Origin of the sequence: Kitasatospora sp. NPDC058115 (assembly GCF_042884635.1) — a bacterium.
Lineage (GTDB): Bacteria > Actinomycetota > Actinomycetes > Streptomycetales > Streptomycetaceae > Kitasatospora.
In genome coordinates this window covers 1-17,472 of record NZ_JBHVTL010000021.1, presented here as the reverse complement: position 1 = coordinate 17,472, position 17,472 = coordinate 1, and the positions used below count along the sequence as shown (strand labels likewise).

17 protein-coding genes are annotated in these 17,472 nt (G+C 73.0%); 3 read left to right on the top strand and 14 right to left on the bottom strand.

Annotated elements, in window-relative coordinates:
• Nucleotides 1-9 precede the first annotated feature (9 nt).
• Genes ACFVVL_RS22445 through ACFVVL_RS22420 form a run of 6 tightly spaced genes read right to left on the bottom strand, consistent with a single transcriptional unit; the run spans nucleotide 10 to nucleotide 5,577 of the window.
• The gene (locus tag ACFVVL_RS22445) at nucleotides 10-990 is read right to left on the bottom strand and encodes an ABC transporter substrate-binding protein (protein ID WP_380286748.1); all 981 of its coding nucleotides are present in this window, start codon (nucleotides 988-990) and stop codon (nucleotides 10-12) included.
• A gap of 57 nt (nucleotides 991-1,047) precedes the next feature.
• Nucleotides 1,048-1,800 carry an amino acid ABC transporter ATP-binding protein gene (locus ACFVVL_RS22440; RefSeq protein WP_380286774.1) on the bottom strand — a complete coding sequence of 251 codons (753 nt, stop codon included), beginning with the start codon at nucleotides 1,798-1,800 and terminating at the stop codon, nucleotides 1,048-1,050.
• A gap of 56 nt (nucleotides 1,801-1,856) precedes the next feature.
• The gene (locus ACFVVL_RS22435) at nucleotides 1,857-2,885 is read right to left on the bottom strand and encodes an amino acid ABC transporter permease (RefSeq protein WP_387677902.1); all 1,029 of its coding nucleotides are present in this window, start codon (nucleotides 2,883-2,885) and stop codon (nucleotides 1,857-1,859) included.
• A 52-nt stretch (nucleotides 2,886-2,937) separates the two neighbouring features.
• Nucleotides 2,938-3,888, bottom strand: a complete 951-nt coding sequence (locus ACFVVL_RS22430; RefSeq protein WP_387677899.1) for an ABC transporter substrate-binding protein — start codon at nucleotides 3,886-3,888, stop codon at nucleotides 2,938-2,940.
• 25 nt (nucleotides 3,889-3,913) lie between these two features.
• Complete coding sequence (locus tag ACFVVL_RS22425; RefSeq protein WP_380286752.1) at nucleotides 3,914-4,411, bottom strand: GNAT family N-acetyltransferase; 498 nt, start codon at nucleotides 4,409-4,411, stop codon at nucleotides 3,914-3,916.
• On the bottom strand, nucleotides 4,408-5,577 hold the full coding sequence (locus tag ACFVVL_RS22420) for an LLM class flavin-dependent oxidoreductase (protein ID WP_387677896.1): 1,170 nt from the start codon (nucleotides 5,575-5,577) through the stop codon (nucleotides 4,408-4,410). Before ACFVVL_RS22420 ends, ACFVVL_RS22425 begins: the two co-directional genes overlap by 4 nt.
• Before the next feature lie 675 nt (nucleotides 5,578-6,252).
• Here ACFVVL_RS22420 and ACFVVL_RS22415 point away from each other — a divergent pair.
• Both ACFVVL_RS22415 and ACFVVL_RS22410 read left to right on the top strand, forming a co-directional pair.
• Nucleotides 6,253-7,272 (top strand): amino acid ABC transporter permease, encoded by a 1,020-nt coding sequence (locus ACFVVL_RS22415; RefSeq protein WP_380286754.1) that lies wholly within the window; start codon nucleotides 6,253-6,255, stop codon nucleotides 7,270-7,272.
• Entirely contained in the window at nucleotides 7,269-9,191 is a 1,923-nt protein-coding gene (locus ACFVVL_RS22410) for an FAD/NAD(P)-binding protein (protein ID WP_380286755.1), read from the top strand. Before ACFVVL_RS22415 ends, ACFVVL_RS22410 begins: the two co-directional genes overlap by 4 nt.
• 94 nt (nucleotides 9,192-9,285) lie before the next feature.
• On the opposite strand, the gene ACFVVL_RS22405 is transcribed toward ACFVVL_RS22410, so the two are convergent.
• On the bottom strand, nucleotides 9,286-11,037 hold the full coding sequence (locus ACFVVL_RS22405) for a protein kinase (RefSeq protein WP_387677891.1): 1,752 nt from the start codon (nucleotides 11,035-11,037) through the stop codon (nucleotides 9,286-9,288).
• Between the two features lie 186 nt (nucleotides 11,038-11,223).
• On the opposite strand from ACFVVL_RS22405, the gene ACFVVL_RS22400 reads away from it, so the two are divergent.
• Complete coding sequence (locus ACFVVL_RS22400; RefSeq protein ID WP_387677888.1) at nucleotides 11,224-13,503, top strand: FdhF/YdeP family oxidoreductase; 2,280 nt, start codon at nucleotides 11,224-11,226, stop codon at nucleotides 13,501-13,503.
• Between the two features lie 6 nt (nucleotides 13,504-13,509).
• On the opposite strand, the gene ACFVVL_RS22395 is transcribed toward ACFVVL_RS22400, so the two are convergent.
• From ACFVVL_RS22395 to ACFVVL_RS22365, 7 genes are all read right to left on the bottom strand, one after another.
• Entirely contained in the window at nucleotides 13,510-13,995 is a 486-nt protein-coding gene (locus ACFVVL_RS22395; RefSeq protein ID WP_387677885.1) for a DUF6879 family protein, read from the bottom strand.
• A 72-nt stretch (nucleotides 13,996-14,067) separates the two neighbouring features.
• Nucleotides 14,068-14,556 carry a hypothetical protein gene (locus ACFVVL_RS22390; RefSeq protein ID WP_387677882.1) on the bottom strand — a complete coding sequence of 163 codons (489 nt, stop codon included), beginning with the start codon at nucleotides 14,554-14,556 and terminating at the stop codon, nucleotides 14,068-14,070.
• A gap of 80 nt (nucleotides 14,557-14,636) precedes the next feature.
• Entirely contained in the window at nucleotides 14,637-14,879 is a 243-nt protein-coding gene (locus ACFVVL_RS22385; protein ID WP_387677879.1) for a DUF397 domain-containing protein, read from the bottom strand.
• 77 nt (nucleotides 14,880-14,956) lie between these two features.
• Entirely contained in the window at nucleotides 14,957-15,790 is an 834-nt protein-coding gene (locus ACFVVL_RS22380) for a helix-turn-helix domain-containing protein (protein WP_387677877.1), read from the bottom strand.
• Nucleotides 15,787-16,314: a DUF6879 family protein gene (locus ACFVVL_RS22375; protein ID WP_387677875.1), complete on the bottom strand. Its 528-nt coding sequence runs from the start codon at nucleotides 16,312-16,314 to the stop codon at nucleotides 15,787-15,789. Before ACFVVL_RS22375 ends, ACFVVL_RS22380 begins: the two co-directional genes overlap by 4 nt.
• Nucleotides 16,298-16,489 (bottom strand): hypothetical protein, encoded by a 192-nt coding sequence (locus ACFVVL_RS22370; protein ID WP_387677872.1) that lies wholly within the window; start codon nucleotides 16,487-16,489, stop codon nucleotides 16,298-16,300. The genes ACFVVL_RS22375 and ACFVVL_RS22370 overlap by 17 nt, the downstream gene beginning before the upstream one ends.
• A gap of 143 nt (nucleotides 16,490-16,632) precedes the next feature.
• Nucleotides 16,633-16,824: a DUF397 domain-containing protein gene (locus ACFVVL_RS22365; protein WP_387677869.1), complete on the bottom strand. Its 192-nt coding sequence runs from the start codon at nucleotides 16,822-16,824 to the stop codon at nucleotides 16,633-16,635.
• Between the last annotated feature and the right edge of the window lie 648 nt (nucleotides 16,825-17,472).

Below are 17,472 nucleotides of genomic sequence, written 5' to 3'. Positions count from 1 at the left end.
GTCCGGGGCCTACGTCTTCGGCAGGCCGACCGGGTTGATCTCCGAGGTCTGCACGGCCTCGGCGTCCAGGCCCCAGCGCTTCAGCACCTGCCCGTAGGTGCCGTTGCCGATCACCTCGTTGATCGCCCCGTTCAACGCCTTGACCAGGCCGTTGTCCTTCTTGGTGGTGGCGCCGATCTTGCCGAGCACCGCGGCCCCGGCGCCCGAGTAGGTGCCGATCACCTCGGTCTCGCCGGTCTGCACGGCGTGGAAGGCGGTCACCGGGTTGGGGCCGACGTAGATGTCGATCCGGCCGGAGGAGAGCGCCAGGTAGTAGTCCGAGGAGCTCTGGAAGTACTTGATGTCGGCCGGCTTGAGGCCGTTGCGCACGTTCTCCTCGTTCCAGGCGACGAGCAGCTTCTCCTGGTTGGTGCCGGAGCTGACGGCGACGGTCCGCCCCGCGATGTCCTTGGGACCGGTGACCTTCCAGCCGGTGCCCTTCTTCGCCTCGAAGCCGAGGATGTCCAGGCGGTAGGTGGCGAAGTCGTACTTCTCCTTGCGGGCCTCGGTGACGGTGATGTTGGAGAGGCCGACGTCGTACTTGCCGCTGTCCAGACCGACGAAGATGTTCTCCCAGGAGACCGGGTTGAACTCGATCTCCAGGCCGAGCACATTGCCGATCAGCGAGGCGAGGTCCGGCTCCACCCCGATGATGGTCCGGTCGTCGTTGGCGTAAAAGTCCAGCGGCGGCGTGGTGCCCAGCGAGTCGACCACGGTCAGCTTGCCGCGCTTTCTGATCTCCTCCGGCACCAGCGCCGCGATGGCCTCCACCTTGGGCGTGGTGACCCGGTTCTGCTGGGGCGTCAGGTTCACCGTGGCGCCGTTGGGCGCGGTGCTGCCCTTCGCGGGGGCGAGGTCCGCCGCGACGTCCGAGGAGCTGCCGCAGGCGGCCAGGGTGAGGGCGGCGGCGAGCGCGGCGGCGGTCACGAGGGCGCGACGGGGTAGGGACATGGCGGTACTCCTGCCGGTGAGAGGGAGGGGGGTGGTGCCGGTGAGGGGTTCGGCGGGTCAGAGGACCTTGGCCAGGAAGGCCCGGGTCCGCTCGTGCTGCGGTTCGTCGAGGACCGCCCGGGGCGGGCCCTGCTCGACCACGACGCCGCCGTCCATGAAGACCACGGTGTCGGCGACCTCGCGGGCGAAGCCGATCTCATGGGTGACCACGATCATCGTGGTGCCGCTGCGGGCGAGGTCCTTGACGACGTCCAGCACCTCGCCGACCAGCTCCGGGTCGAGCGCCGAGGTCGGCTCGTCGAACAGCAGCACCTTCGGGTCCAGCGCCAGCGCCCGGGCGATCGCCACCCGCTGCTGCTGGCCGCCGGAGAGCTGGCGCGGGTAGGCCTGCGCCTTCTCGGCCAGGCCCACCCGTTCGAGCAGCTCCAGCGCCCGGGCCCGGGCCTCGGCCTTCGGCCGGCGCAGGGCGCTGACCGGGGCCTCGGTGAGGTTCTCCAGCACGGTCAGGTGCGGGAAGAGGTTGAAGTTCTGGAAGACGAAGCCGATGTTGGTCCGCTGCCGCAGGACCTCGCGCTCCTTGAGCTCGTGCAGCCGGTCCCCGGAGCGGCGGTAGCCGATCAGCTCGCCGTCGATCGCGACGAAGCCCCGGTCCACCTTCTCCAGGTGGTTGATCGAGCGCAGCAGGGTGGACTTCCCGGAGCCGGACGGCCCGAGCACCACGGTCACCGAGCCGGCCGGCACGTCGAGGTCGACGCCGCGCAGCACCGCGTTCGCCCCGAAGCTCTTCCACAGGCCGCGCACCTGCACCATGGGCGCCGGCGCGGGCACCTCGGCCCGCTCGCCGGCGGTTTCCTCGACGAGGGTGGTCACGAGCGTCCTCCGGTTGCGGTGGTGGCGGCGGTGGCGGTGCGGGCACGCAGGCCCCGGACGAACGTCCGGGCCCGCTGGAGCGGGGTGGGCGGCGGCGTGCGGTCGGCGCCGCGGGCGAAGTAGCGCTCGACGTAGTACTGGCCGATCGACAGCACGGTGGTGAGCAGCACGTACCAGACGGTGGCGACCATCAGCATCGGCACCACCCGGCCGGTGCGGCCGTACACCACCTGCACCTGGTAGAAGAGCTCGCCGATGGCCATCACATAGACCATCGAGGTGCCCTTGAACAGCGAGATCACCTCGTTGGCGGCGGCCGGCAGGATGCCCCGCATGGCCTGCGGCAGGACGATCCGCCAGGCCTGCCGCCAGCGCGGCACGCCGAGCGCGGTGGCGGCCTCGCGCTGGCCGGGGTCGACGGCGATCACGCCGCCGCGGATGATCTCGGCGGCGAACGCGGCCTGGTGCAGCCCGAGGCCGATCACCGCCGCGCCGAGCGCGCCCATCACGCCGACCGTCTCGAACTCCCCGAAGGTCGGCCCGAACGGGATGCCGAAGCCGAACCGCCGGTAGAGGTAGGAGAGGTTGAACCAGAAGACCAGCTGGACGATCAGCGGGATCGAGCGGAACACCCAGACGTAGGCCCAGGCGACGGACCGCAGGACGGCACTGCGCGACAGCCGCATCGCGGCCACCACGGCGCCCAGCGCGAAGCCCAGCACGGTGCCGTAGAGGGTGAGTTCGACGGTCCGCCCGACCGCCCGCAGGATGGCGTCGGCGGAGAAGAACAGCCGGAAGGTGGCCCAGTCCCAGCCGGGGTTGGTGGCCAGGCCGTGGGCGAACTGGGCCAGCACGACGAGGGTGGCGAGGCCGGCCGCCCAGCGCCACGGGTGCCGGGCGCGGACGGTGCGCAGCCCGGCCAGCTCGCCGAGGTCGAGCGGGGCGCCCGGGCCGGCGGCCGCGGCGGGCGCGGGTCTGCCGCCGGGTTTCGCGAGGGGTTCGGTGGTGCCGGTGACGGTGCTCATGGGGGACTCCTCCCAAGGGGCCCTGGACAGGGGGTCGCGGATGCGCGGACGGTCACTTGTGCTCGGGAGGGCTGATCCGGGACTCCTCCACGGCCGAGTCCGTCACCCCCCACTTGCGGAGGATCCGCTCGTACGTCCCGTCCTTGATCAGCTCGTTGACGGCCGCCTGGAACGCCGGGGTGAGCGGGGAGCCCTTCTTGAACGCGAAGCCGACGTCGAGGCGGTGGAACTCGCCGAGGAAGCGGGTGCCCGCGGCCTCCTGGGCCGCCTCGTAGCGCAGGCCGTTGATGGTCGACATGACGATGTCCACCCGGCCCTGCTGGAGGCTGGTCAGCCGGGCGCCGTTGTCGCTGAACGCCTTCACCTCGTAGGGCTTCTTGCCGGCGTCGGCGCAGACGCTCTTCTTCGCGTTGAGCGTGGTCTCGAAGGTGGTGCCGGCGCCGGTGCCGATGGTCAGCCCGCAGAGCTGGACCAGATCGGTGACCGGCTGGATCGAGGTGTTGTCCTTCTTGACCGCGAAGCCCTGGCCGTCGTCGATGTAGGTGACGAAGTCGATCGTCTTCAGCCGGGCCTCGGTGACCCCGAAGTTGCCGGTGCCGACGTCGTACTTGCCGCTGCCGAGCGCGGGCAGGATGGTCTCGAACGCCGCCTCCTCGCGCTGCACGGTCAGGCCGAGCACCTTGGCCACCGCATCGGCGAAGTCGATGTCCAGGCCGGCGGCCTTCTTGGTGGCCTGGTCGGAGTAGAAGGCGGAGGGCGGGGTGCCGATCGAGACGCCGAACTTGACCGTCCCGGCGGTCCGGACGTCGGCGGGCAGCAGCGCGGCGGCGGTGTCCGACTTCTTCAGACCGGAGACGAGGTCCTCGGCGGCGGCGGAGACGGCCTGCTGCCCCGGGCCCGCCGCGGCCACCGGCTTCGGGTCCGACCCGCACGCGGCCAGCGCCAGGACCGGCAGCAGGGCGGTGGCCGCGAGCAGGCGGCGGCGGACAGTGGTGGTTCTCACGGGTACGGGTGCCTTTCGGGGTGGGTCAGTGGAGGTGCTTCTCGAACGGCAGCGGGCCGATGGTCAGCGGGTCCGCGGAGACGTCGAACAGCGGGGTGTAGCCGTTGGCCAGGTAGAGCCCGCGGGCCTCGGGCTGGCGCGGGCCGGTGGTGAGGTAGAGCCGGCGGTAGCCCGCCGCGGCGGCGGCCCGCTCCAGCTCGGCCAGCACCCGGGTGGCCAGGCCCCGGCGGCGGTGCGCCGAGTGCGTCCACATCCGCTTGACCTCGGCCGTCCCGGCGTCGAGGCGCTTGTACGCGCCGCCCGCCACCGGCGCACCGCCCTCCAGCAGGAGCAGCAGGACGCCGCCGTGCTGTTCGGCCCAGCTGTCCGCCGGGTAGCGGGTCATCTCCTCGTGCGCCTCGGGGCCGTAGCGGCGGACGTACTCCTCGGTCAGCTCGCGCACCAGCGGCTCGGCGAGCGGGTCGTCGATGTGCACCCGGCGGACCTCGAAGCCGAGCGCCGTCGCACCGCTCGCGCCCGTCACGCCTGGACCGCGATCAGCTGATGCCGGTCGTGCTCGGCGCGCTCGGCCCGCCCGGCCTCGGCGGCCGCCTTGGCGGCGTCCCGCTTGGCGACCTCCTCGCGGACGATCGGGATCACGTACCGGCCGAAGTCGACGGCGTCGTCGACCAGGTGGTAGCCGCGCGCGGAGAGGATGTCCACGCCCAGGTCGTAGTAGTCGAGCAGCGCCTGGGCGACCGTCTCCGGGGTGCCGACCAGCGCGTTGGAGTTGCCCGCCCCGCCGGTGGCGGCGGCGGTCGGCGTCCACAGCGCCCGGTCGTAGCGCTCGCCCGCCTCGGCGATCTCCAGCAGGCGCTGGGAGCCGGTGTTCTCGGGGGCCGCGGCCCCGGCCGGGCGGCCGCGGCGGATCAGCTCGCCGCCCTCCCGGCGCGCCCGGATCGCGGCCACCGTCCGGTGCGCCTTCTCCCAGGCGAGCTCCTCGGTCGGCGCGATGATCGGCCGGAACGCCACCTGGATCCGCGGCAGGTCGCTGCGCCCGGCGGCCCGGGCCGCCTCCTTCACCCGCTCGATCTGCTCGGCGGTGCGGGCCAGCGGCTCGCCCCAGAGGCAGTAGACGTCCGCCTCGGCGCCGCCGGCCGCGTAGGCCGCCGCCGAGGAGCCGCCGAAGGAGACCCCGGGGCGCGGCTGCTGCACGGGGAAGACGTCGGAGACGAAGTCCCGGAAGCGGTAGTGCGCGCCCTCGTGGTCGAAGGGCTCCCGGCTGGTCCAGGCCTTCTTGACGATCCCGATGTACTCCCTGGTCCGGTCGTACCGCTCGTCCTTGGTGAGGAAGTCGCCCTCGCGCTGCTGCTCGTGGTCGTTGCCGCCGGTGATGAAGTGGACGGTGAGCCGGCCCTCGCTGATCCGGTCCAGGGTGGCGAAGGTCTTCGCGGCGAAGGTCGGGTACGAGACGTTCGGGCGGTGGGCGAGCAGGATCTGCAGGGTGTCGAGGCGGGCGGCGACGAACGCGGCGGCGGGCGCCGGGTCGGGGGCGCCGGAGCCGTAGGCGAACAGCACGCGGTCCCAGCCGTGGTCCTCGTGGGCGCGGGCCAGCCGCAGCGTGTAGTCGCGGTCGAACGCGGCGGTGGTGCGCGCGGTGGTCTCGGTACCGTCGGCGGTGGCGGCGATGCCGAGGAATTCGACGGGCATGGTGGCGGAGCCTTTCGGGTCGTGCGCAGTCCGGTGGGCTGCGGGTGGGCAGGCCGGAGGAGGCCCTGGCGGTGCGGCGGGCCGGGCCGTGGTGCGGGGAGAGCGGCGGCGGGCACGTGACGGCCCGCGGGCGGACGGGGGAACTGCCGGAGCACAGCGCGGTGAGGAGGGGAGGAGGGGCGGCGGCAGCGCGCGACCGACGAGCCGTCAGGACGTGACGGCTCTCCCGGCCCGGGACGGGGCACCGAGGGAGGTCCCCGCGAGGGAGGACGGGGCCGGACGGACGGCCCGCTGCCGGGTCAGCCGCGACACGCCGCGGACCACACCCGACCGAAGTCGATGTGGTCGCGGGTGACCAGGGGCTGCTCGGCGTACATGGCCTCAAGTTGAGCAGCGAACCGCGCACGGCGTCAACCACCCTCCATTGCCACCGTGTTGCGATCTCCTGTCGCCCCGCGAAGCCTCCCGGGACCCGGCCCGGACCGGGCTTCCCGCCCTTGACACCCGCCGCTCGCTCACGCGTACGATCGCGGCCGGAGTGCAGTGCACCGCCGGCCGTGTTGAGGGACGCGGGCCGGCCGCAACGGCCGTACGTGACCACGCCGTACCCCGCCCCGTGCGCCCGCGCGCCTCCCCGCGTGCGCGCACCTCCGCCCTCCCGCCTGGAGCCCGAGCATGGCCACCCCGCCGGACGTCCTGCCCGCCCCCGCCCGCCCCCTCACCGGGTCCGCCGCCCCGCCGTCCGCGGCCGCGCCCGACGCCGCGGCCGCCACCGCCCGGATCGTCCCCCGCCGCCGCCCCGGCCAGTGGGTCTCCGCCGCCGTCGCCCTGCTGGTCTTCGCGATGGTGGTCAACTCGCTGGCCCGCAACCGGGCGTTCCAGTGGGACGTGGTCGCCGACTGGTTCACCGCCACCTCCGTGCTGAACGGCCTGACCCTGACCCTCTGGCTGACCGCCGTCACCCTCGGCCTCGGCTTCCTGCTCGGCACCGTCCTCGCCACCATGCGGCTGTCCGCCAACCCGGTGCTGCGCACGCTCAGCTGGGTCTACATCTGGATCTTCCGCTCCACCCCGGCGCTGGTGCAGCTGCTGCTCTTCTTCAACATCGGCGCCCTCTACCCCACCCTCGGCCTCGGCATCCCGTTCGGCCCGGAGTTCCTCACCGTCCGCACCGTCAACCTGTTCGGCCCGACCCTCACCGCCGTCGTCGGCCTGACCCTGCTGGAGGGCGCGTACGCCGCCGAGGTGGTGCGCGGCGGCATCCTCTCCGTCGACCGCGGCCAGCTGGAGGCCGCCTCCGCGCTCGGCCTCGGCCGGTGGCGGGTGCTGCGCCGGATCGTCGTCCCGCAGGCGATGCGCTCGATCGTGCCGACCGCCGGCAACATGCTGATCAGCGCGCTCAAGGGGACCAGCATCATCAGCGTGCTGGCCGTCTCCGACCTGCTCTACTCGGTCCAGCTGGTCTACCTGCAGTCCTACCAGGTCATCCCGATGCTGATGGTCGCCACCATCTGGTACATCGTGATCACCACCGTACTGTCCGTCGGGCAGTACTACGTGGAGCGGCACTACGCGAAGGGCGCCACCCGCGAGGGGCTGCCGCCCACCCCGCTGCAGAAGGCCCGCGCCGGGTACCGGCGGCTGCGCGCCGCCGCGTCCGCGCCCACCGGCCTCCCCGGGGAGGCCGGCCGGTGAGCGCCGTCCTGGTCATCGTCGGCGCCGGGCCGCGCGGCACCGGCGTCCTGGAGCGGATCGCCGCCAACGCGCCCGAACTGCTGCCCGCCGACCGGCCGCTGCACATCCACCTGGTCGACCCGCACCCGCCCGGCGGGGGCCGGATCTGGCGCCACGAGCAGTCCCCGCTGCTGCGGATGAACTCGATGGCCGAGGACGTCACGATGTTCACCGACGAGCGCTCCACCATCGACGGACCGGTGCGCCCCGGCCCCTCGCTGGCCGAATGGGCCGCCGCGGTCGAGGAGTTCGCCCCGTACCGGGAGATCGCCGACCCGGACGTCCGGGACGAGCTGCGCACCCTCGCGCCCACCGACTTCCCCACCCGGCGGGCCCAGAGCGCCTACCTGGACTGGGTGTTCCGGCGCGCCGTCGCCGACCTTCCGCCGCACGTCACGGTCACCGTCCACCGGGACACCGCGCACCGCGTCGAGGGCCCGGCCGACGGGCCGCAGCGGGTCCACCTCACCGACCGGGTGCTCACCGCCGACCACGTCGTGCTCACCCTGGGGCACCTCGACTCCGCCCCCGACCCCCGGTACGCCGCCGACACCGCCTTCGCCGACCGGCACGGCCGCGTCCACGTCCCGCCCGCCTACTCCGCCGACGCGACCGCCGAGCTCGACCGCATCGCCCCCGGCGAGCACACCGTGCTGCGCGGTTTCGGGCTCGCCTTCGTCGACCTGGTCTCCCTGCTCACCGAGGGCCGCGGCGGCCGCTTCGAGCCGGACGGCGCGGGCGGCCTGGTCTACCGCCCCTCCGGCCGCGAGCCCGTGCTGCACGTCGGCTCCCGGCGCGGCGTGCCCTACCACTCCAAGACCGACTACCGCCTCCAGGGCCCGCGCCCGCCGCTCCCCCGCCACTTCGACGCCGCCGCCGTCGACGCCCTGCTCGACCGCCCCGGGCCTCTCGAACTGCGCCGCGACGCCTGGCCGCTGATGGCCAAGGACATCGGCTTCGGCCACTACCACGAGCTGTTCCACGCCCACCCCGCACGCACCGCCCTGCCCTGGGCGGAGTTCCTGGCCGGCTACGACGCCCTCCCCTGGGCGTCCCCGGAGCTGCACGCCCTCGTCGAACGGGCCGTCCCCGACCCGGCCGACCGGCTCGACCTCGAACGCCTCGACTTCCCGCTCGCCGGCCTCGAACTCGGCTCCGCCGAGGAGCTCCAGCAGCACCTGCGCCGCTACATCACCGAGGACGCCGACCGCCGCGCCGACCCCGCCCACAGCGCCGACCTCGGCGCCTTCCTCGCCCTGCTCTCGCTCTTCGGCCAGCTGCCCCGGCTGCTCGGCTCCGGCCGGCTCACCGCCCGCTCGGTGGCCGAGGAGGTCGACGAGTGGTTCTTCGGCTACTTCAGCTACCTCGCCTCCGGGCCGCCCGGCTTCCGGCTGCGCCAGCTGCTCGCGCTCTCCGAGGCCGGGGTGGTCCGCTTCCTCGGTGCCGGCATCCGGGTCGAGCGCGACGAGGCCGGCGGCACCTGGCGGGCCCGGGGTGCCACCGTGCCCGGCCACAGCGTCACGGCCACCGCGCTGGTCGAGGCGTACCTGCCCAAGCACGCGCTGGCGCGCACCCGTGACCCGCTGCTGCGCGACCTGCACCGCACCGGGCGGATCACCGAGGAGGTCGTCACCGACCCGGAGTACACCCACCGCTCGGGCCTGCTCACCATCCGCCCCGGGGACAGCCGGGTGCTCGACCCGGCCCTCGACGGTGACGCGCACCCCCGCCGCACCGCCCTCGGCCCGCACACCAGCCTGCGGGCGGCCGCCGCCTTCGCCCGCCCGCGCACCGACTCGCCCGGCTTCCGCCAGAACGACGCCGCCGCCCGGGCCCTCCTGTGCGCCCTCGCCCGCGCCGACTCGGCGGTGCCGGCGTGAGCGCCGGGCCGCCGGGCGCGGCGTCCGGGCGGGGTGCCCGGGTGCGGCGTCCGGGCGGGGCGTCCGGGCGGGGTACCCGGGTGCGGCGGGCCCGTCACGGGCCGTAGATCTCCTCCACCAGGTCCTCGGCCGTGACGTGGTCCGGCGCGGAGAGGATCCAGTCGCCGACCTGCTTGATCCCGGTGCCGCGCTCCAGCGCCGTCAGGCACGCGTTGGCCTCCTGGTCCGAGGCGAAGTCCCAGGCCAGCAGGCGGTGGATCAGCAGCAGCGCCTCCCCCGGGTGCATCTGCGGCCGCCGGCCGGGCCGGGCGCGCCCGGCCGGGGCCGCGGCCAGCCGCTGCTGGTAGCCGGCGAGGTCCTGCCAGGCCTGGAGGGTGGCCGGGTGCTGCTCGCCGAGGGTGCGGGCGAGGTCCGGCAGCAGGGTGCGCAGCTGGAGCACCGCGCCGTCCAGGTCGCCCCGGTTGGCCGTGTACACCGCCAGGTCGTGGCGTGCCTTGAGCACGCGCGGGTCGTGGGCGCCCCAGGTCGCGTGCAGGTCCGGGAGCAGTTGGCCGAGCCGGCGCAGCGCGCTGACCGTCTCGCCGCTCTCCCCGATGCACCACACCAGGTGGTAGCGGGCGGCGAGGGTGTCCGGGTCGGTCCGGCCGAGGGCGAGCCCCATGTCCTCGGCCACCGTGGAGAGCAGTCTGATCGCGCCGCCGAGGTCCCCGGCGCGGCTCAGGAACCAGGTGAAGTCGCGCCAGGCGTTGAGGGTCTGGCGGTCGCCGGCGCCGAGCGCGGCCACGGCCTCCTGGGCCACCGCCTGGAGCTGGACGGCGGACTCGCCGGCCGTCGCCGCCCGGAAGGCGGCGTTGCGGCGCTCGTGCAGCGCGGCCCGCACCTCCTCCTGCGACGGGGGTGGTGGGGACGGGGCCGGAGCCGGCGGGAGCGGAGGGGGCGGCGGCGCGGTCACCGGAGGAGCGGCCGGCGCAGGCGGCACGGGCCCCGGCAGCACCGTCCCCACCGCCCCGGCCGGCCGGCCCGCCTCCAGCGCCGCCAGCCGCCGCTCCACCGTCCGGGCGTCCGCCGGCCGCTCCCCCGGGTCCTTCGCCAGCAGCTCCGTGACCAGCCCCGCCAGCTCCGCCGGCAGCCCCGTAGACGCCCAGTCCAGCGCCGGCGGCGCCTCGTTCAGGTGCTGGTACATCAGCACCGGCGTCGAGTCCCCGCCGAACGGCCGCGCCCCGGTGCAGAGCTCGACCAGCACGCAGCCGAACGCGTAGAGGTCCGCCCGCCCGTCCACCCGGCCCCCGGTCCAGCGCTCCGGCGCCATGTACGCCGGGCTGCCGATGACCGTGCCGGTGGTGGTCAGCCCGCCCGCCCCGATGTCGAGCTGCGCGATGCCGAAGTCCAGCACCTTCACCACGCCCGCGTCGGTGACCATGATGTTCTCGGGCTTGATGTCCCGGTGGACCATCCCCGCGTCGTGCGCGGCGGCCAGCGCGGAGCAGATCTGCCGCCCCCAGCGCAGGCTCAGCACCGGGTCCGCCGGGCCGTCGCGGAGCACGGCGGTCAGGGTGCGGCCGATCAGCAGCTCCATCACCAGGTACGTCACCCGCCGGCCGGCCAGCTCGGCCTCGCCGAGGTCGTGCACGGTGACGATGTGCGGGTGGGAGAGGTTACCGGCCGCGCAGGCCTCCCGGACGAACCGCAGCGCCGCCTTCTGCTGGTCCTCGCCGTGGTGGTTGATGACCTTGACCGCCACCGGCCGCCGCATCCGGGTGTCGAAGGCCCGCCACACCACGCCGAACCCGCCCTGGCCCAGCCGCTCGATCAGCTGGTACCGCCCGTCGAGCACGTCTCCGACCATCACCCGCCCACCCCCGGCCCTGTCGCAGCATCCGCACTCTATCCGCGCCGGCCCGCCGTCCGCCCTCCCCCGTTCCTCCCCGCCCTCCCCCTTTCCTCCCCTGCCGCTCCCGGCCCCGCGGGTGCGAGGATGGCAGCAGGCGCCGCGACGAGACGGCGGCCCCCGCACCAGCCGAGGAGCGCAGTCATGGCCAAGCAGGCCCCGCAGAGCGACCCGGCGCAGGACGCCCCCGAGGTGTCCGCGCGCCAGCACTCGGCCGCCGGGCTGCCCGCCGTCGGCCACAGCCTGCGGATGGCCACCGAGCAGATGAGCGCCCGCCGCACGATCAGCACCCTGCTCAAGGTCAACCAGCCGGACGGTTTCGACTGCCCCGGCTGCGCCTGGCCGGAGCCGGGGAAGACGCACACCGCCGAGTTCTGCGAGAACGGCGCCAAGGCCGTCGCCGAGGAGGCCACCGAGCGCCGGATCCGCGCCGAGTTCTTCGCCGCCCACCCGGTCGCCGAGCTCGCCGAGCGCTCCGGCTACTGGCTCGGCCAGCAGGGCCGGCTCACCCGGCCGATGTTCCTCGACGAGGGCGCCACCCACTACACCCCCGTCTCCTGGGACGACGCCTTCGCGCTGATCGCCGAGGAGCTGCGCGCCCTGGACACCCCGGACGGCGCCGCCTTCTACACCTCGGGCCGGACCAGCAACGAGGCCGCGTTCGCCTACCAGCTGTTCGCCCGCCGGCTGGGCACCAACAACCTGCCGGACTGCTCCAACATGTGCCACGAGTCCTCCGGCTCGGCGCTCACCGAGACGCTCGGCGTCGGCAAGGGCAGTGTCAGCCTCAAGGACCTCTACCAGGCCGATCTGATCATCGTCGCGGGCCAGAACCCGGGCACCAACCACCCCCGGATGCTCTCCGCCCTGGAGCGGGCCAAGCGCGCCGGCGCGACCATCGTCAGCGTCAACCCGCTGCCCGAGGCTGGGCTGGAACGGTTCAAGAACCCGCAGCAGGCCCGCGGCCTGGTCGGCCACGGCACCAAGCTGACCGACCTGTTCCTGCAGATCCGGCTCGGCGGCGACCTCGCCCTGTTCCGCGCGCTCAACCAGCTGCTGCTGGAGGAGGACGCGGTCGACCACGCCTTCGTCGAGGAGCACTGCCACGGCTTCGAGGAGTTCGCCGCCGAGGCCCGGTCGACCTCCCGCGAGGAGGTGCTCGCCGCCACCGGGCTGCCCTGGTCGCAGATCGAGGAGCTGGCCCGCCGCGTCCTCGACTCCGAGAAGGTCATCGTCTGCTGGGCGATGGGCCTCACCCAGCACAAGCACGCCGTGCCGACCATCCGCGAGGTGGTCAACTTCCTGCTGCTGCGCGGCAACGTGGGCCGCCCGGGGGCGGGCGTCTGCCCGGTGCGCGGGCACAGCAACGTCCAGGGCGACCGGACGATGGGCATCTTCGAACGCCCCACCACCGCCTTCCTGGACGCGCTCGGCCGGGAGTTCTCCTTCGAACCGCCGCGCGAACACGGCCTGGACTCGGTCGACACCATCCGCGCCATGCGCGACGGCCGGATCGGCGTCTTCTTCGCGATGGGCGGCAACTTCGTCGCCGCCACCCCGGACACCGAGGTCACCGAGGCCGCGATGCGCCGCTGCCGGCTCACCGTGCACGTCTCCACCAAGCTCAACCGCTCGCACGTGATCACCGGCGCCCGCGCCCTGATCCTGCCCACCCTCGGCCGCACCGACCGGGACGTCACCGCCCGCGGCGCCCAGTTCGTCACCGTCGAGGACTCGATGGGCCAGGTCCACTCCTCGCGCGGCGGCCTGCGCCCGCCGGCCCCCGGCCTGCTCTCCGAGACGGCCATCGTCTGCCGCCTCGCCCGCGCCGTCCTCGGGCCCGGGGACACCGTGCCGTGGGAGGACTTCGCCGCCGACTACGACACCCTGCGCGACCGGATCGCCCGGGTCGTCCCCGGCTTCGAGAACTTCAACGACAAGGTCCGCCGCCCCGGCGGCTTCACCCTCCCGCACGGCCCGCGCGACTCCCGCACCTTCCCCACCGCCACCGGCCGGGCCAACTTCACGGTCAACCCGCTGACGGCGCCCGAGGTGCCGAAGGGCCGCCTGCTGCTGCAGACGCTGCGCTCGCACGACCAGTACAACACCACCGTCTACGGCCTGGACGACCGCTACCGGGGCATCAAGGGCGGGCGCCGGGTCGTCCTGGTCGACCCGGCGGACGCCATCGAGCTGGGGATCGCCGACGGCCAGTACGTCGACCTCGTCAGCGAGTGGACGGACGGCGTGGAGCGCCGCGCCCCGCACTTCCGCGTCGTCTACTACCCGGTCGCCCGCGGCGGCGCGGCCGCGTACTACCCCGAGACCAACGTGCTGGTCCCGCTGGACTCCACCGCCGACATCAGCAACACCCCCACCTCCAAGGCCGTCGTCATCCGCTTCGAGCCCGACAGCGGCGCCTGACCCGTCCTACGTGCGGTACGTCGCCCACCACTCCTCGAACGGCACGGCCCGGGCCGTCGCGGCGTCCCGGTACGCCCTGAACCGGGCCGCTTCGCCGGCGTCGGGGAAGCCGACGCCGAGGTACTCCCCGTCGTCGCCGTAGCGCGGCACCGCCACGGTCTCGTCGTCGAACAGCCAGAAGTCCGGCGCCTGCGGGACGGGGTTCTCCTGCTCGGTGACGTCCAGGACGTAGTACTCCTCGCCGGCCGGCACGTGCCGGACCCGTCCCCACGTGAGGTCCTCCTCGACGCAGGCACTGAGCGGGCGGGTCAGCACATGGACCCGGTACATGCGCTTCCCGGCCCGGCGGGCCGCCATCACGACCCTGGACCAGGCGCCCGTCCGGTACTCCTCCGGCCACGTCGAGCCGCACTCGCCCAGAACCTCCAGCCGGAACGCCTCCCGCCCGAACCCCGAGAACCGATCACCGGGCACAAAGGGTGAGGTCGACACGCCCAGCCTCCCCGAAGGACCACGCACACGAACGCCCGCCCTCCGCACCATCCCGCCCACCCCCACCCCGGGTCAACCCCCACCCGGCCCCCGCCACCCGACCCCACCGCCCCCATCGCCCCCCGCCCACCCCACCGGACAGGGCGGGGGCGGCTCCGAGGTGGGGTTGTGGGTGCGGGGGCAGGAGACGGCGGCGACGGAGCGCAGTTGCTGTCCGGGGGTCCAGTACGTCCACACCACGTCGTGGGGATAGCCGGCGAGGAAGGCACGGGCGTGATCGAGCCGGAGTGCTGCGGGGAGGTCGCCCTCCAGGCCAGGAGCGTCGGCGAGCTGCTTGCCGAGCCAGTCCAGGGTCTCGGCCGGTTCGGCGGTGGTGAGGCTGATCCGGTCGGCCGACTTGGCGAGCCAGTGCACGATCTCCAGGGGAGGAACGGGGCTGTTCCAGACCGGCCGCCCACCGTTGCGCGGTTCGGGCGGCCGCCGTTCGACGTCCTCGGGCCGCTTGCCGCCCACCCAGGCGTAGCAGTGCCAGTGAAGTGCGGGCCTGTGCCAGTGATCCATACGCGCCTACCCTTGGTGGATGGGTCGGCCCCGCCCCCAATTGGCGTGGGGGCGGGGCCGGTTCATTCGGGTGTGGTGGGTCAGACAGCCGTGTCGAACCGCGCCGGGTCGATCCCCGCCGCCGCCAGCTCGGCCGTGCTGAACCGCAGCTCCACACCCGGACGCTTGGTGTCGCCCATCACCCACAGCCCGCCCACGACGCCGGGCACCTCCCGCAGGGTCGCGCAGGTCTCGTGCTCCGACTGCTGGTTGCCCCCGCACGCCCGGTACGCGGTCACCCCGCCCGGAACCTCGATCCCGTACAGGTCGATGTGCTTCGACACTTCCGCCTCCCATGGATCGACGGGAGCCACGGTGGTTCCCGTCGAGCGGCCACCAACCTAGGGGCGGGAAGCCGGCACTACGACGCGGTTTCCTGTTCCCTCAAGAAGTCGTCCCGGATGCCTTCGACCAGGCTGCGCATTCCTTCCCCTGCCAGGGCCCCGGCCGCAAATCCGTCGAACTTTCGAACATAGGCATCGATGTCCCGCGGATCCGTGACCGTGATCTCGGCATGAACGGTCTCGACCGTGACCATGCGGTCGTCCCGGATGACGAAGGAATGCGCCGGCACGTCGGACTGTCGTGCGGCGAGCGGAACCACCCGAACGTCCACATGGGACATCCGGGAGGCGGAGACGATCCGGTCCAACTGCGCGGCCATCATGGCCGCCGGAACGAGACGCCATCGCAGGACCGGCTCGGTGATCACCAGCCGCAGCGTCTTGGTCGTGTCGTAGAGGGTCGACTGCCGCGCCAACCGCGCTGCCACGGCTCTCGACAGCTGCTCCTCACCGAGGCCTTTCCGCCCGAACACCGCCCGCACGTATTCCGGGGTCTGCAACAGGCCTGGGACGATGGAGGGCTGGAACACCCGAAGAAGCCCGGTGGTCTCGTCCAACGCCTTGATCTGCTGCTGCTTGCGATGGTGCCCCAGGCGCCGGACCAGTCGCCATGCCGTCGCCTCGGTGGCCTCCGCCCGCGCGGCAGCCATGTACTCGGCCTTGACCTCGTCCGAAACTCCTATGGCGGTGAGAATGCGCTCCACGTCCACGACGGTGGGCGCCACCCTGCCGGTCTCGATCTTGCTCAGCTTGCTCGCAGACATGACGGCGCCACGGGCGACGGCCTTGGCCTCCTTACCGGAAGCCTGCCGAAGTGCCCGCAGCGCCGCGCCGAGCTCCGTTCTGTTCACTCGCCGTACTGGGCCCACCAGTCCGTGAAGGGCACGGAGTGCGCCATCGCGGTGTCGCGGTAGGCCCTGAACTCGTCGAGCCGTGCGGCGTCGGGGTAGTCGGCGCCGAGGTACTTGCCGTTGCCGTCGTAGTTCATCGCGGCCACGGCCTCGTCGTCGAACAGCCAGAAGTCCGGCGCCTGGGGGATGGGGTTCTCCCGGTCTGTGGTGTCCAAGATGAAGAACTCCTCGCCAGCCGCCATGTTCCGGTGATACCCCCACGCGAGTTCGAAGCGGAGGTAGTCGGTGAGCGGGCGTGAGAGGACGTGGACCCGGTACATGCGCTTCCCGACGCGGGTGGCCTCGGAAACCGTGCCGACCCAACCGGCGCTCCGATAGTCCTCCGGCTGCTCCTTCCCGGCGAGGAAGGCGTGAAAGGCGTCCACCCCACCGGACTGGCTGTAGTCGTCCAGCGTCTCCAGCCGGAATGCCGCCCGTTCGAACGCCGAGAACCAGTCCCCCAAGGTTCTAGATGAGGTTGTCACGGACGGCCTTTCGGATGAGTTCGACAGGGATCTCGACCACTGACTCATGAGCTGGAATCCGGAGACCGTGCTCAGTGATCCGGTCCCCCTGGACGGCGAGGGTGCCACGATCCGTCAGGTACAACGTCGGGCAGTCTCCATCGTCACATGAACCTACAAGCCGCGTCAGTTCCACTGCCGCCTCCTCGGTGACCCGGTGTCACGACCATGGTCCCGAGACCCACAGCGGCCGACAAGAGGTTGCCGTTTCCAACACTGGAAACCACCCGCCCATGAATCCGTGGCCCCTCGCTCGCGGCCGAGCGAGGGGCCACCAGGTCAGGCGCGGCGTTCGAGTTCGTCGGCCTTGATGGCGCCAGAAAAGCCCGCGAAGGCGGCCGGGGCGGTGCGGAGGATGGCGTCGCTTTCGTCGGATTCCCTGAGCTCAACCAGGCCGGCCCCTGCACGGACCTCGACGCAGTTGGATTCCTCTCCGCTGAAGCTGGACTTCTGCCAAACAGGCTGTGACATGTGCGCCTTCCTTGGAAGGTGTCGGTGTTGAATCAGTCCCCATGAGTCGTGTTCGGCACGGGATCACAGGGCGCGAGAGGCATCCAGCGCCGGAACCGCAAGGGACTTGAGCTGCTCGAACTTCGAGCGGCAGGCTGTGACTTCCGCCGGTTCGCACCCTCCCCGACGGCACCCCCGAATACACCTGGATCGCCCACCAGGCCCGCCACTTCAGCCCCGAAACCAACCCCCACAACCACCAATCCCGCCGCATGCCCCACTGACCACCCGGAGTGGGAAGTCGGCCGGTCCGACTTCCCACTCCCAGCAGCACAGCACGGCTCCGGTGGCCCCTTGCAGGCAAAAGGGGCCACCGGAGTAGGAAGTCGGTGCCGTCGATTTCCTACTCCCCAGGCAGACCCTGAAGTCGTCGGCCGACCCGCCGAACCTCGGAGGCAGGAAGTCGGACGGGCCGACTTCCTACTCCGGCGGCGCGGCTCGGGTGGTGTTCAGTGACCCTCACAGGGCGCACGGGTCCACCGGAAGCAGCTGCCGCAGTGCACCCGGGAGTGGGAAGTCGGCCTCGTCGACTTCCCACTCCCGGGCTGTGGTCAGCGGCGCAGGCACCCCGCGGGCGAGACCCCCCCAGGGTCAAGGGACCGCCGCCGG